The sequence below is a fragment of the Magnetovibrio blakemorei genome, assembly GCF_001746755.1.
Taxonomy (GTDB): domain Bacteria; phylum Pseudomonadota; class Alphaproteobacteria; order Rhodospirillales; family Magnetovibrionaceae; genus Magnetovibrio; species Magnetovibrio blakemorei.
The window spans coordinates 37,647-52,329 of the sequence record NZ_MCGG01000071.1; the positions used below are offsets into that span (position 1 = coordinate 37,647).

General features: G+C 52.5%; 16 protein-coding genes. 6 read left to right on the forward strand and 10 right to left on the reverse strand.

Translation table 11 applies throughout. The annotated features are described in order from the left end of the window. Positions 1–27: 27 nt before the first annotated feature. Genes BEN30_RS15705 through BEN30_RS15730 form a run of 6 tightly spaced genes read right to left on the reverse strand, consistent with a single transcriptional unit; the run spans position 28 to position 5,515 of the window. Positions 28–618, reverse strand: a complete 591-nt coding sequence (locus BEN30_RS15705) for a Smr/MutS family protein (RefSeq protein ID WP_069959264.1) — start codon at positions 616–618, stop codon at positions 28–30. Further along, on the reverse strand, positions 602–1,282 hold the full coding sequence (locus BEN30_RS15710; protein WP_069959265.1) for a LutC/YkgG family protein: 681 nt from the start codon (positions 1,280–1,282) through the stop codon (positions 602–604). The genes BEN30_RS15705 and BEN30_RS15710 overlap by 17 nt, the downstream gene beginning before the upstream one ends. Next, on the reverse strand, positions 1,279–2,721 hold the full coding sequence (locus BEN30_RS15715; RefSeq protein WP_069959266.1) for a LutB/LldF family L-lactate oxidation iron-sulfur protein: 1,443 nt from the start codon (positions 2,719–2,721) through the stop codon (positions 1,279–1,281). Before BEN30_RS15715 ends, BEN30_RS15710 begins: the two co-directional genes overlap by 4 nt. After that, complete coding sequence (locus tag BEN30_RS15720) at positions 2,718–3,500, reverse strand: (Fe-S)-binding protein (protein WP_069959267.1); 783 nt, start codon at positions 3,498–3,500, stop codon at positions 2,718–2,720. Before BEN30_RS15720 ends, BEN30_RS15715 begins: the two co-directional genes overlap by 4 nt. 58 nt (positions 3,501–3,558) lie before the next feature. Next, positions 3,559–4,791: a murein transglycosylase A gene (gene mltA, locus BEN30_RS15725; protein ID WP_245649071.1), complete on the reverse strand. Its 1,233-nt coding sequence runs from the start codon at positions 4,789–4,791 to the stop codon at positions 3,559–3,561. A gap of 10 nt (positions 4,792–4,801) precedes the next feature. Further along, the gene (locus tag BEN30_RS15730; RefSeq protein WP_069959269.1) at positions 4,802–5,515 is read right to left on the reverse strand and encodes a Tim44/TimA family putative adaptor protein; all 714 of its coding nucleotides are present in this window, start codon (positions 5,513–5,515) and stop codon (positions 4,802–4,804) included. Between the two features lie 206 nt (positions 5,516–5,721). On the opposite strand from BEN30_RS15730, the gene BEN30_RS15735 reads away from it, so the two are divergent. Together BEN30_RS15735 and secB are read left to right on the forward strand one after the other, a co-directional pair. Beyond that, positions 5,722–6,222, forward strand: a complete 501-nt coding sequence (locus tag BEN30_RS15735; RefSeq protein ID WP_069959270.1) for an FxsA family protein — start codon at positions 5,722–5,724, stop codon at positions 6,220–6,222. Between the two features lie 139 nt (positions 6,223–6,361). Continuing rightward, a complete protein-coding gene (gene secB / locus BEN30_RS15740; RefSeq protein ID WP_069959271.1) occupies positions 6,362–6,919 on the forward strand; it encodes a protein-export chaperone SecB in 558 nt (185 codons plus the stop codon). A 70-nt stretch (positions 6,920–6,989) separates the two neighbouring features. On the opposite strand, the gene dnaQ is transcribed toward secB, so the two are convergent. From dnaQ to BEN30_RS15760, 4 genes are read right to left on the reverse strand one after another with little or no spacing between them, the layout of a single operon-like run. After that, positions 6,990–7,667 carry a DNA polymerase III subunit epsilon gene (gene dnaQ / locus BEN30_RS15745; protein ID WP_069959272.1) on the reverse strand — a complete coding sequence of 226 codons (678 nt, stop codon included), beginning with the start codon at positions 7,665–7,667 and terminating at the stop codon, positions 6,990–6,992. 13 nt (positions 7,668–7,680) lie between these two features. Continuing rightward, positions 7,681–8,310 (reverse strand): dephospho-CoA kinase, encoded by a 630-nt coding sequence (coaE, locus tag BEN30_RS15750; RefSeq protein WP_069959273.1) that lies wholly within the window; start codon positions 8,308–8,310, stop codon positions 7,681–7,683. Positions 8,311–8,312: 2 nt separating this feature from the next. Further along, a complete protein-coding gene (locus BEN30_RS15755) occupies positions 8,313–9,197 on the reverse strand; it encodes a shikimate dehydrogenase (RefSeq protein WP_069959274.1) in 885 nt (294 codons plus the stop codon). 24 nt (positions 9,198–9,221) lie between these two features. Then, positions 9,222–10,040, reverse strand: coding sequence for a pyruvate, water dikinase regulatory protein (locus BEN30_RS15760; RefSeq protein ID WP_069959275.1), 819 nt, complete (start codon positions 10,038–10,040; stop codon positions 9,222–9,224). 446 nt (positions 10,041–10,486) lie between these two features. Between BEN30_RS15760 and hemE the strand changes: the two genes are divergently transcribed. The 4 genes from hemE to rho all read left to right on the forward strand — a co-directional run bounded on the left by hemE (position 10,487) and on the right by rho (position 14,645). Further along, the gene (hemE, locus tag BEN30_RS15765) at positions 10,487–11,524 is read left to right on the forward strand and encodes a uroporphyrinogen decarboxylase (protein ID WP_069959276.1); all 1,038 of its coding nucleotides are present in this window, start codon (positions 10,487–10,489) and stop codon (positions 11,522–11,524) included. An 18-nt stretch (positions 11,525–11,542) separates the two neighbouring features. After that, a complete protein-coding gene (hemH, locus tag BEN30_RS15770; RefSeq protein WP_069959277.1) occupies positions 11,543–12,616 on the forward strand; it encodes a ferrochelatase in 1,074 nt (357 codons plus the stop codon). Positions 12,617–12,696: 80 nt separating this feature from the next. After that, a complete protein-coding gene (gene hemJ, locus BEN30_RS15775; protein WP_245649072.1) occupies positions 12,697–13,149 on the forward strand; it encodes a protoporphyrinogen oxidase HemJ in 453 nt (150 codons plus the stop codon). Positions 13,150–13,388: 239 nt separating this feature from the next. Next, positions 13,389–14,645 (forward strand): transcription termination factor Rho, encoded by a 1,257-nt coding sequence (gene rho / locus BEN30_RS15785; RefSeq protein WP_069959279.1) that lies wholly within the window; start codon positions 13,389–13,391, stop codon positions 14,643–14,645. The last annotated feature ends 38 nt before the right edge of the window (positions 14,646–14,683 follow it).

Consider the following 14,683-nt stretch of genomic DNA (forward strand, 5'->3'; position numbering starts at 1 on the left):
TAAATCGAAGAGGTTAACTTAACGTTTTCAACGTTTTTTGAGGCGCACATACAACGCCCCTTCGCCACCGTCTTTGGCAGATGCATAGGTGAACGCCACCACCTTGGTGCGGTTGGGAAAGGACCCCAGCCAGCGCGGCACCTGTTGACGCAACACCCCGATGGACCCATCAGCGCGGGTGCCTTTGCCCGTAATCACCAAAACTTCGCGTTTTCCCGCCATCCACGCATCGTCCAAAAAACGGTCCAAAGCCTGATGGGCGTCAGCCTGGGTCATGCCGTGCAGATCGATGCGGCCGGAAATTTTAACCTGCCCGCGGCGCATGCGCTTGGCGGTGGCTTTGTCCAAACCCGGTTGATGGTCATGGGTGAGTTCCGGCAAGGCGAAAACCGGCAACGGGGATTGAGGCGGCTCGGTACGCTTTACGGGCAAGCGTGGCGCAACCATCGGCGGCGGCGGAACGGCATCATAATCGGCAGGCGGCAAATCGCGACCCTTCAACGGCTCGACGGTTTCGGCCACCACCTGCCAGAGTTTTAAATCGTCCTCCGGCGTTTCGGCCTTTTTCTTTTTCGCCGATTTGTGCTGGACGGCACGGGGTTTAAGGGTTTTTGGCATCGATCAGCAATATGATGAGTTTACGCGGGCCATGGGCGCCCAACAACAATGTTTGTTCAATGTCCGCCGTGCGCGAGGGTCCCGTAATCCAATTGACCGTGCGCGGCATAACGGGTGTATCTCCTCCAGCATCTTGACGCAGTCTGGACCACACCTGTTCATAATTTGCGACTATGTCTTCGGTGTGGATCACCACAATATGGACATCGGGCAAAAAGTTCAACGTGCTGGGCGACGCCGGACCCGACACCATCACCAGCGTTCCGGTTTCCGCCACACCCGCATAGGCCCTGGACAGCCCGACCAGGTCCGAACCCGCGCCCGGACCAAATTCAACGTTCAGACCCTGCCACTCCAGAACTTGCAATTCAGGATGCGGGGCAATTTTAAGAGCGGTTGTTTGAGCCTCTTGGCAAATGTCGCGCACGATGTCTGGTACGGCTTTCAGGTTCACCAGTTTACGTACCTCGGCCTGGGCAAATTTGGCTTCTTCTTCAAATATAATAGCTCGTGTCAAACCCTCAGCGCGACCGCGTGCCGGGATCAAATTCGGGGTCGCCGCACGAATGCGCTGTTCCGCATTTTGCGTGCGGACGATCCGATCTTGTTTAAGATCCAAAACCGATTTCAGACGCGCAAAAATTTCTGTGCGGGCCTTGCTCATCGTTCACCCTTTCGATAGCGCGCCTGAAACGTTCCGCCTTGGGGGGTCGGCAAGTCACGGGTTTTGGTCCAGCCACCTGCGCCCAAAAGGGATTTAAATGCGCCGCGTTTGCCACCCATAAGTTTCAACCCATTGACGCCCAGTGCCATGACGGCGTGATAAAGCCCCGGACGCCGAGCCAACTGGGCCCACAGGGCAAGGCCCAAACGCTGCATTTTACCGCCCTTTTTGGCCGCGAACCCACGGGTGCGCCAATGGCGCAACAAATCGGGCAGGGGAATGTGCACCGGGCAGACCTCTTCGCAGCGCCCACACAAGGTTGACGCACTGGGCAACAGATGGGCTTCGTCCAGACCGACAAAGTGTGGCGACAACACCGCGCCGATGGGTCCGGGATACACCCAGCCGTACGCATGACCGCTGGTCACCGCATACACGGGACAGTGGTTGATGCACGCGCCGCAGCGAATACAGCGCAATACGTCGCGAAACTCAGAGCCCAACAAGTCCGTTCGGCCGTTGTCCAACAGCACCACATGGAACGCTTCGGGTCCATCCAGATCGCCTTGACGCTTTGGTCCGGTGAAAAAGGTGTTGTAGACGGTTTGTTCTTGTCCCGTGGCGGTGCGTGCCAACAAGCGCAAAATCAAGGTCGCGTCTTCCAGCGTCGGCACGACCTTTTCAATGGACGTCAGCGCGATGTGCACGGGCGGCAAGCTTTGTGTTAAATCGCCATTGCCTTCGTTGGTGACGATCATCGCGGTACCAGTTTCGGCAATCAAAATATTCGCCCCGGTGATGCCCACATCGGCGCGCAAAAACTTATCACGCAATTCCGCACGCGCTTCGCCCAGCAACACGCTGGGTTCGGACAAATCACGATCCTGATCTAAATGGGTGTGGTGTTCTTTAAAGGTTTCACCGACTTGCTCTTTGGACAAATGAAACGCGGGCGCAATGATGTGACTGGGCAGTTCGTGGCGCAGCTGAATGATGTATTCGCCCAAGTCGGTTTCGATGGGCACCACGCCATTGGCGTCCAAAAAATCGTTCAGCGCAATTTCTTCGCCAATCATGGACTTGCCCTTGCTCACGGTTTTAGCCCCGGCGTCTTGGCAAATTTTCAAAATGATTTCACGCGCATGGGCCGCATCTTTTGCCCAATGAACGTGCCCACCCGCTTTGGTGAGTTGTGCCTCAAAGCGTTCCAAATAAACATCTAGATTATCGAGCACATGGTTTTTCAGATCGCGCGCCTGATCGCGCAATTGGTCGTATTCGGGCAATCGTGCTTTAGCATTCAGTCGTCTTTGTTGAAAACCCGATTTTAAGGTGCGTTCCAACAGGGCTTGCAGAACTTTGTTGTCCAGCGCCTTTTTGGCACCCGCTTGAAAGTCGTGACACTGGGGCTCATGACCAGGGGGAATGGGGTTGCTCATGCGTCCTGATCCTCACCAATTCCGCACGCATCGGTCAAGTTGGCCAGCACTTCGGCGATGTGAAACACCCGCATTTTGGAGCCGCGCCGTTTCAACTTGCCTGCCACATTCATCAAGCAACCCAAATCGCCGCCCACCAGCAAATCACTGTTGGTGTTTTCCACCGCTTGGGCTTTTTGATCAACAATGGCGCCGGAAACATCCGGGTATTTCAACGAAAACAAACCGCCAAACCCACAGCAGCTTTCACTGTCCGCCAATTCGTTCAGGGTCAAACCCTCCACCGTTGCCAACAACCGGCGCGGCTGATGCTTGACACCCAATTCGCGCAGACCTGCGCAACTGTCGTGATAGGTGGCGGTGCCCGCAAAGGCCGCGCCAGTGTCATTTAGGTCCAAATGCTCCGCCAAAAACGAGGTCAGCTCCCAGGTGCGCTGAGCCAAACTGTCGGCACGCGCCCGCCATGGATCCTCGATGGCAAATAAATTCGGATAGTGTTTGACGATCATGCCCGCGCATGAACCGGACGGAACCACAACCCGGTCAAAGCCTTCAAACGTCTCAATGACATTTTGCGCCAAAGTGCGGGCCGAAACCAGATCGCCGGAATTATACGCCGGTTGTCCGCAGCACGTTTGTTGATCGGGCACCAAGACATCCAAACTGGGACCGATGCGCGCCAACAAATGCAACGCACCAAAGCCCACCGATGGGCGCATCAAATCGACCAGACACGTAACAAAGAGGCCGACGCGGAGTGGGGAGGTTTTTTCCGTCATAACCTAACTGTGAGGCGTTCAACGTACCTTTTCAAGCGCTTTCACAAAATGGTTTAAATCACTGCGGGGTTTGAATGGGCAACACCGAAAGTGGCAGCAATATGTAATACCGTCCCGGTCGTTTCATATTGCCGGCGTGCTTGGCGGCGTCTGGGCCGGAACCAAAAAAGATGTCCCCGCGCACAACGCCTTTAATGGCCCCGCCGGTGTCTTGCGCGATCATAAGGCGCTGCAAAGGTTTGTTGGCATCAAGCGGTTCATGAGTGCTCAACCACAACGGCGCGCCCAAGGGCAAATAGCGACGATCCACCGCCAAGGAGCGTCCGGCCGTTAGCGCCACACCTTGAGCACCAATGGGTCCGTCGCCTTCAAGAAGGCGGAAAAACACGAAACTGGGATTTTTTTGCAGCAACTCAGGCCCCGCCTGGGGCCGTGCTTCAACCCAATCGCGAATTGAGGCCATGGTCAAACGGTCGGCGGATATTTCGCCACTGTCGATCAAAATGCGGCCAACGGACTGATAAGGACGACCGTTTTTACCAGCAAAGCCGACCCGTGCCATTGAGCCATCGGGCATTTTAATTTGCCCGGAGCCTTGCACATGGAGAAAAAAGGCATCCACCGCAGAGTCCACCCACAGCAACGGTTTCAGGCCCTTAACCCGTCCCGTTTCAATATCGCGACGAACCGCATAGGGTTGCAGCTTGCCGTCTTCCACCCGGCCCCAAATGGTCGAGCCGCCCAAATCATCGTCAAACGCGCCAAGGTTGGCGCTAACCAAATCGGCGGGACGCGCGTAAAGCGGCGTTTGATAGGGGCCAGTCTTGGTCCACGACCCGTTCAGTTGCGGCTCGTAATAACCCGTAAACAGTCCTGACGGCTGGGCGTTTTCGCGCACTTCATAGGGCATGAACCAGGTTTCAAAAAAACGTTTGGCCGCAGCATTATCGCCGGGTTCAAGTGTTTTCACCGCCGTGCAGGGGCCTTGCCATTGTGCCACCGTGCCGCCGGGCGCAGCCTCATTGGCAGCCATGCGACGGGTGAGCGGCAAGGTGAGAATTTTGGCGCACGATTTTTGAAACGCCGTTATGGCCTGGGCATGCTGATCGAACGACCAGCCGGGCAAGGCACTAAACGTCGTGCTTAACAATTCAACCTTGGACGATTTTTGAGAAACGGGCGGTTCTGATGTAACGGGTGCTTTTGAAACGGGTGCGCACGCGCTGAGCAGAGCGCTCATCACAACACCAAAAAGAACCGTTCTGGATAAGCCGCTCATCTGCGTTTTCACGCCAAACGCCTTAATCCAAAGTGCCGGTACCGACCAGCGTCCAATTGGGATTGCGTGATTTGGTGGAACGCGCAAAGGTCCAAAAATCCGTCGTATCAACCACTTTGGCCGGATCGCCTTCAATCACCGAACCATCGCTATCCATCAAGGCGCTGATTTGTTCCGAGACGATCTTGACCGTGACGTTGGCATCACGACCATCCATATAGGCCTCGACGATTTCGCATTTGGAAATGCCGACCAAGGTTTCTTGCAAGGTTTGGCCTTCTGCATTGCGCTTCGCGATCGCTTGCTCAAAGCCCGCAAACACTTCGGGGCTGAGCAGATTTTTCAAAATTTTGGTGTCGCCATCGGCATAGGCGTTCAAAATCATTTCAAACGCCATGGACGCGCCGCCAACAAATTCCTTGGGGTTGAACTGCGGATCAAATTCACGAATAGCGCGAATGCCGTCGCCCACAGGGCCTTCCGGCAAAGGTTCTTCCGGTTTGACCTTTTGTTCAAAGGCAGAGTCCGAAAGCATATCAACATCGGCGGTGCGGGCACCGGGCAAATCAATCACGTTGTCTGATTGGTTTTGTGCTTTTTCGCCTTTTGCGGGATCGGATTTAAAACGATCGTTGTAACCGCCTTCATGACCGTCGCGGCTGCCCAATACGCCACGCAGACGCAGGACCAAAAAAATTGCGATCAAAGCAAAAAGTACGATATCAAAAAATTGCATGCCTGTATCCGTCGCTTTTATGTCTTAAGATATACCAAATCCACGCCGATGACTTGCGAGATCTCAAAACGGACCCCACCTCCACCGTGCACCCAAAACGATCCATCACACGATGACTTTACGTTCAAGACTATACGCAAGTTTCGTGCGAACGCTAACCGTTAGATAAGCTGATGGTGTACCAAGGGCAAGACATAAGGGTAAAAATGGTTTTTCTGATACTGATTGCGTTTATCTGCGTTCCCTTGATCGAAATCGGTTTGTTTATCCAAGTGGGTGGTTTCATCGGATTGTGGCCAACTTTGTTGGTGGTGATTTTGACCGCCATCGCCGGAACCGCACTGTTACGCCAGCAAGGTCTTCAGACTATGGCACGGTTGCAAAGCAGCTTGGAACGTGGCGAACAACCCATTGGCCCGCTGTTCGATGGATTTTGTGTTTTGGCAGCTGGTTTTTTGTTGCTCACGCCTGGTTTTTTCACCGATGCCCTTGGCTTTCTGCTGTTTACGCCTCCCTTTCGTGCCATCTTACGGCGCTTCATCGCCAGCCGTGTTCACATGCGCACGATGAACGCGCAAACGATGGGCAATTCATCACAGGACACGTGGACAAGCACAAACGCTCCGTCTGAAATCGTTATCGAGGCTGATTTTGAAGACGTCACCGAACAAAAAGATCCTACGCATTTATCCGATAAGTCATCGTAAACCTTAAGCGGGCAGTGGACTTGTTCTGCTTGCGATTGCATGATAACGAAGGACTTTCGTTATTTCTTAAGGGTTGCGGGCTAATTTAACGCCTTGGACAATTCTGTACATAAAGCCTTCACATCAGAGGACACTTTTTATGAGCGACACTCCCGGCAACGGCGCCGACCATACACCTTCATCCGCGGGCGCCCCCCAGGGCACGCAACAAGCTGCTTTGGCCATCCACGGTCAGTATGTCAAAGATTTGTCCTTTGAATCGCCCAATGCCCCCGGTATTTTGGCGGATTTGCAAAATCAGCAGCCCGATATCAACGTCAACGTCGATGTTCAAGCCGCAAAATTGGAAGGCCCTCAAGCGGCCAACTATTACGAAGTGATCTTGGATATGCGTGCCGAGTTGAAGTTGGGCGAGAAAGTCGGCTTTATCGTCGAGCTGAAATACGCAGGCGTTTTTGCTATCAACGTGCCGGAAGAACATTTGGGCGGCATGCTGTTGGTGGAATGCCCTCGCATTTTGTTCCCATTTGCCCGCAACATTTTAGCTGACGCCACCCGCGACGGCGGATTTGTACCGTTGATGTTGCAGCCCATCGATTTTGCCGCCATGTATCAAGCCAACATGGCGCAGCAAGTGAAAAATCTTGATCAAGATGTGGCCGCCATGGTTGACGCTGAAAACAATAAAAAAGCCTAAAGCAAAAGCCGCGTTTTTATGGTTAAAACGCCCCCAAAATGGGGGCGTTTTTCGTTTGCTTTCGAAACGTTTAGGCTTTCCACAAAGCCCCTTCGATTTGCGCGATAAACAGCGCATGAGCCGTCATTTCATCTTCACTCGGCGCAAAGGTGCGGGCTTCGCGCAATTGGCGTTTTTCGATTTTAATTTCGTCCTGCGTCTCAGCTTTTGGTTCCACACCCAGACCCAAACCAGTCTGGCGACCACCCATCAATTCCAAATACACATCGGCCAACAAGCGGGCGTCCAACAATGCGCCGTGCAAATCGCGGTCTGAATTATCAATGCCAAAGCGACGACACAAGGCGTCCAAATTGGCCTGAGCACCGGGGAATTTTTTGCGCGCCATCTGTACCGTATCGATGGTGCGCGCCATATCCAACGCGGGCTTACCGATCTGTTCCAGTTCCCAATTCAAAAATCCCATATCAAACGCCGCGTTGTGAATAACCAACGGGTCGTCACCAATAAAAGCCAAAAAATCATCGGCGACCTTTTTAAAAACAGGGTGATCTTTTAAAAACGCTTCCGACAAACCGTGAACGCGAAAAGCTTCTTCGGGCATATCACGCTCAGGATTGATGTAGACGTGAAACACTTCACCGGTGGCGATGTGATTGAGCATCTCGACACAACCGATTTCCACCACCTTATGACCCGATTTGGGATTGAGGCCGGTGGTTTCCGTATCCAGAGCAATCTCACGCATGGTGTTTCATTCCTTAAGACATCAACCAATGGGGCGACCACGCATGGCCTTTTTTGGTTTTTGTCACTTTGACGATTTTCGCGATTTGACGCAAGGACTGACCCCGCGTTGCCCCGGTGAAAACCAAGTGTTCAGCCAATTGACGCTTGACCTCATCGGGCACTTGGCGGGCCAAAATCGCTTCAAATTTAGCGGGCGACATACCCGGCCGTCGCAACACCCGTTGACGTTGGACGGAGGCGGGCGCCGACATCACCACCACGGAATCGACCCGCGAACGCGCATGCGTTTCGAACAATAAGGGAATGTCCAACACCACCAAAGGTGCGCCGCGCCGTTGGCACTGGGCCAAAAACTTGCGCTGATTTTGGCGCACCAAAGGATGAAGCATAGCTTGCAATTTATCAAGGGCAGGTGTGTCGTTTAGCACCCACGCGCCGAGCTTTTGGCGATCGATGGCGCCTTGATCATTCATCACGCCGGGAAACGCTTTTGCCACCTGGGCTGTGGCTTTGCCGTTTGGAGCCATCAAGCGATGAACGCAGGCATCCGCGTCGTGCACCGCCACGCCCAAACGACGGAAACACTTTGTCCCCCAGGTTTTGCCCATGCCGATGGAGCCTGTGAGGCCGAGAATGTACACGTTTACACCCCCTTCAAAACATGCGCCCGAAGGGCGTCCGTGACCTCCGGCAAACGCCCAAACCAGGCTTCAAAACCGGGCCGCGCCTGGTGCAAAAGCATGCCCAAACCGTCAACGGTCGGATTGCCGCGGTCCTGGGCGCGGGCCAAAAGATCCGTTTGCAAAGGCACATAAACGATATCGTTGACCAGAGCGCTTTGGGGCAGGGCGGTTAAATCCAGATCTAAAGAGCGCCGTCCATGCATGCCCAAGGTCGTGGTGTTGGTGAGCAAGACGGCGTCTTGCAAATAATCGCCGCGCCGTTCCCAATCGCCCACTAAAATTGAACCCGAACCAAGGCCGCGTAAGTCTTTGGCCAGATCTTCGGCCCGTTCTTTGGTGCGGTTTAAAATCCGCACTTCGGGTGCTCCAGCGTCCAACAAAGCGGCGATAACGGCCCTGGCCGCACCGCCCGCGCCCAATACAACGGCGGGACCATTGCCCGCATCAAAAGCGTTAAAGCCCGCTTTTAAATTTTCCAAAAAACCAAAGCCATCGGTGTTGAAGCCAAAAAGAGAGCCGTCTTCGCGCACAACCACCGTGTTCACCGCGCCGATGCGCTGGGCCAGGGGATGAATTTCATCCACCGCCCGCAAGGCCGCTTGTTTGTGGGGAACGGTCACATTCACCCCGACAAAACCGTCTGCTTTTAGAGATTTTATTTTTTGGGCAAAGTCCTGGGGTGCAACGGGAATACGAACGTATTCGCCTTCAATGTCATACTGCTGCAGCCAAAAGCCATGCACTTTCGGCGACAGGGAATGATCCACCGGCCAGCCCATCACGCCTGCGCGCAAAAAGGGGGCAGGGGCCGCTTTGGCGGATACAGATTTTAACGTGTTGCTCATCACCCAACTCTACGATTTTCCAGCTTAATAAGACGCTTCAAGACGCTCATTGTACAAATTCAAAATCGTTGCCGCCGTTTCTTCCACCGATTTTCGCGTCACATCGATCACCGGCCAGCCATTTTGCGCGTAAAGACGCTTGGCTTCGCGAATTTCTTGCGCCACCGCGTCCAGATCGACGTAATCGGATTGTTCCAAGTGTCCTTGCATTTTCAACCGTTGGCGACGAATTTGCACCAGCCGTCGCGGATCTTTGGTCAGACCCACAATGAGCGGGCGTTTGGCTTTTAAAATTTCATCGGACACCGTCATGCCCGGCACAATCGGCACATTGGCCGCTTTGATGCTGCGGTTCGCCAAATAAATGCAGGTTGGTGTTTTGGTGGTGCGCGAAACACCCATCAACACCACGTCGGCATCGTCAATATCTTGCAATGACTGACCATCGTCGTGGGCCAGTACAAAATGCAACGCAGCAATTTTTGAAAAATAGTCTGCGTCCAAAACATGCTGGCTGCCCGGTCGACGGCCGCGCGCGATACCTAAGTAGTTGCCCAGCTGCCCCAAAACCGGATTGAGCAAATCGACACACGGCACTTGGAGCTTTTTGCAGCCGTAGACCAATTTTTCCGTCAGGCCGTCATCAACCAGGGTGAAAATTATAAAGCCCGGATTTTTTTCAATTTCTGCCAAGATACAATCGATCTGTTCTCCATTGCGGACCATGGACCAGCGTTTTTCAATAACCTTTACATCGGAAAACTGCACCAGACACGCCCGCGCCACCACATCGAGTGTTTCGCCCGTACTGTCGGAAATTTTATGCAGAACCAATGAGGTCATTTTGAACCCAATTTTTTCGCGTTAAAGAGCAACTTTTTCAGCCGGGATAACATGTGGACAAATACGCATGTTATTTCATCCACACAAAAGTACCGGGATAACCTCTCTCTTCTTAGCCTCTCGACACACAGTGTACAACCTTCTCCACGTCCGAAACATTCATCAATCCTTAAACCCGTTGGTGAACACTGTTCCCCACTTTTCACAGGTTTTCTTTTTTGCACCAAGTCCGCCGTTTTTAAGCCTTCATTTGTTTTTATACAAAGTCCTCTTCGTTTTTTGGACAACCTTCTTGGGCTTGTGGATGAACGCACTAACAAAGCTTGGACAAAAAGAAATCCCCGCTATTCACCGCACAACAACAACAACCACCTTTTTATTTATAAAAATATATTGTTTGTTAGGGGCGATAAAAAACGGGATAACTCTTCGGAAATCAGAATGGAATGAACGTGACCAAACGCTTTCTTCAGGCTCTCAAAGGTGAAACGCTGACCCCTCCGCCACTCTGGCTGATGCGTCAAGCTGGTCGATATTTGCCGGAATATCGGGAAACGCGGGCAAAATCGAAAAACTTTTTGCACTTTTGTTATTCACCCGATTTGGCTGTCGAAGTGACTTTGCAACCGTTGCGCCGTTACGCTTTGGATGCCGCAATTCTCTTTTCCGACATTTTGGTGATCCCGGATGCCTTGGGACAAAAGGTCGAATTTGTTTCCGGTCATGGTCCTCAGTTGGAACCCATTAAAAATATGGCTCAGCTGGAATCAACCTTGGATCAAAGCCATGTGTTGCGCCATCTTGAACCGGTGTTCACTACGGTTTCTCGATTGGCCAAAGAAATTCCCGAAACCACGGCGTTGATCGGGTTTGCCGGCGCACCGTGGACGGTTGCGACTTATATGGTTGAAGGCAAGGGCAGCAAAAATTATGAAGAAATTCGCTCCATTGCCTATTCCGATCCAAAGTTTTTTCAGCGCTTGATCGATATCTTGGTTGAAAGTACCTCCAAATATTTGATCGAACAAGTGAACCGCGGCGCCGAATGTTTGCAATTGTTCGACAGCTGGGCCGGGGTGTTGTCGGAACAGCAATTTTACAAATGGTCCATTGAGCCGATGGTGCGCATTGTCGAAAATGTGAAAGCGGTTCATCCCACTGTGCCGATCATTGGTTTTCCCCGTGGTGCCGGGCCGCTTTATGAAGCCTATATTCGCGAAACCAAAATTGATGGCGTGGGTTTGGATCATACCGTACCGTTGGAATGGGCGCGCGATGTGTTGCAGCCGCTCGCTACACTTCAAGGGACTTTGGACAATTTGCTTTTGGTTGCCGGCGGCGAACAAATGGAAACGGAAATCAAACGTATCCTTGAAATTCTTGGCCAAGGACCTTTTATATTCAACCTGGGCCACGGAATTGTTCCCCAAACCCCGCCGGAGCATGTTGAGCGTCTGTGTGCTTTGGTGCGCGGTGAAGTTTAAATTTAATCGAGGACGATCATGAAACGTTTGGCCATAGTTCTCTACAATCTGGGTGGACCAGATCGGTTGGAGGCGGTTGAACCGTTTCTGTTCAATCTCTTTATGGACAAAGCGATCATCGACGCACCGCTGCCGATCAGGTGGCTGTTGGCAAAATTCATTTCCAAACGCCGGGCGCCGGTGGCTCAAGAGATTTACAACCACATCGGTGGTAAATCGCCGATTTTGGAATTGACCAACCAACAAGCGCTGGCGTTGGAAAAGGCGCTCGGCAGACACCTTAAAGGCGTTAAAGTCCAATGCTTTATCTGTATGCGCTATTGGCACCCGTTGAGCCCGCAAGCGGTGCAAACGGTGAAAGCCTTTAATCCCGATCACATCATTCAATTACCGCTTTATCCGCAATATTCGACCACCACGACGGAAAGTTCATTTTCGGACTGGGATCAAGTTGCCCAGACCATCGGTTTAAAGGTTTCCAGCAATCGCATTTGTTGTTTTCCAAATGATTCTGGTTGGTTAACGGCACAATCGGATTTGTTGAAAGCAGCTTATGAACAAGCACTCAGCGAAGCCGGTGGCAAACCCGTTCGGGTTCTTTTTTCGGCCCATGGTTTGCCGAAAAAGCTGGTTGAAAAACGCGGTGATCCGTATCCCCGTCAAATTGAGTTGGGCGCTGCGCAAATTGTCCAGACCCTCAAAAGTCAAGGCATCGAACTCACCGACTGGTTGGTCAGTTATCAAAGCCGGGTAGGGCGTTTGGAATGGATTGGGCCGTCTACCGAAGATGAAATCAAACGCGCCGGACTTGAGGGCAATGCGTTGGTGATTTTGCCCATCGCCTTTGTGACGGAACATTCCGAAACGTTGGTTGAGTTGGATATCGAATACAAGCACGTCGCCACCGAGGCCGGTGTTGATACCTATGTGCGCGTCCCCGCCGTTGGAACGCACCCAGCGTTTATCGAGGGTTTGGCGGACATGGTTTTGCTGGCTTTGGAGCAACCGCAAAAGACCTGTCCCGGTGGTGGAAAAGAGCGTCTGTGTGCGACGGATGTGGCCGGTTGTCCGGTGGTCCCCACAACAACCTAACCGTTGCTTGCTCTTGTTTTCAAAACGCGTAAACTCGCCAACCAAATCCCTTGTTGAAACGATCTTGAAAAGGCTTTGTTATGTTTGAACACCTGATGCTCGAAGGCGATGCGTACAATTGGGTGAAAGCCCTGCATATCATTTCGGTCATTGCGTGGATGGCGGGCCTGCTTTATCTGCCGCGTTTGTTTGTTTATCACTGCCAATCTCAGGTTGGGTCCAACCAGTCGGAAACCTTCAAAATCATGGAACGGCGTTTGCTGCGGGCCATTATGACGCCTGCCATGATGTTCACATGGATCTTTGGCGGGTGGATGTATTACAGCCTCGGTGCTTGGACGGAAGGCTGGGCACACGTGAAATTGACCTTGGTTGTTTTGCTGACCATTTCTCATATGTTCATGTCGAGATGGCGCAAAGACTTCGAACGCGATCAAAACAAGCATCCGGAATCTTTTTTTCGGTTTGCCAATGAAATTCCGACCGTGTTGATGATCGCCATTGTGATCATCGTCATCGTCAAACCGTTTTGATCTTCATAGTCGGGGTCTTGGTGTTTAAATCTTCTTTGACTTAAGTGTAGGCTTCGGGTAATGCTTGAGTTCTGACTTCAAGCGGCCCCCGCTTAAATTCCCTTCTGATGCTTCTATCTCCCTGATAATATTGTTTTTTATCATGATAGTTGCCCAATATTCTCTTCTTTTGCCGTGTGGCCTTCCGCCTAATTGATCCGGCATATCCTTTTTTCTGAAATCAACGCACAGGTTCACCTATGAATCTCAAAGAACTTAAGCAGAAATCACCAGCCGATCTTGTGGTTTTTGCAGAACAACTGGAAATTGAAAACGCCAGTTCTTTGCGCAAACAAGACATCATGTTTGCTATTCTCAAACGTTTGGCCGAACAAGGCACCGCCATTTATGGTGAAGGCGTTTTGGAAGTGCTGCAAGACGGTTTTGGCTTTCTGCGCAGCCCCGAAGCCAACTATCTTCCGGGTCCCGACGATATTTATGTTTCTCCTAATCAGGTGCGGCGCTTCGGTTTGCGCACGGGCGACACGGTTGAAGGCGAAATTCGCAGCCCCAAAGATGGCGAGCGGTATTTTGCGTTGTTGAAGCTCAACACCATCAACTACGAAGACCCCGGCGCCGTGCGCCATCGCATCAACTTCGATAACCTGACGCCGCTCTATCCCGATGAGCGTTTGATCATGGAAGTCGATAATCCCGAAAGCAAAGAATACACCGGGCGCATCATGGATTTGATTACGCCCATCGGCAAAGGCCAGCGTGCCTTGATTGTGGCGCCGCCGCGCACCGGCAAGACCGTTATGCTGCAAAACATCGCCCATGCTCTGGCGGCCAACCACCCGGAAAGCTATTTGATTGTCTTGCTCATCGATGAACGCCCCGAAGAAGTCACCGACATGGCGCGTTCGGTCAAAGGCGAAGTCATCAGCTCCACCTTTGACGAACCGGCTTCGCGTCACGTTCAAGTGGCGGAAATGGTCATTCAAAAGGCCAAGCGTTTGGTCGAACACAAGCGCGATGTGATCATTTTGCTGGACTCCATCACCCGACTGGCGCGCGCCTACAACACCGTGGTGCCCAGCTCCGGCAAGGTGCTCACCGGTGGTGTGGATGCCAACGCCTTGCAACGTCCCAAGCGGTTCTTCGGTGCCGCGCGCAACATTGAAGAGGGCGGCTCGATGACCATCATTGCCACCGCCCTGATCGATACCGGATCGCGCATGGACGAAGTTATTTTCGAAGAATTCAAGGGCACCGGCAACTCGGAAATCATCCTGGATCGCAAAGTGTCTGACAAGCGCATCTTCCCCGCCATAGACATCACCAAATCCGGCACCCGCAAGGAAGAGCTTTTGGTGGACAAAGGCACATTGTCAAAAATGTGGGTGTTGCGTCGCATTTTGATGCCCATGGGCGTTACGGACGCCATGGAATTCTTGATGGGCAAAATGCGCGAGACCAAAAACAACAGCGATTTCTTCGATACCATGAACACGTGATCGAAACGTACGCTCAAAAATCAAAAACCCCGGCACCT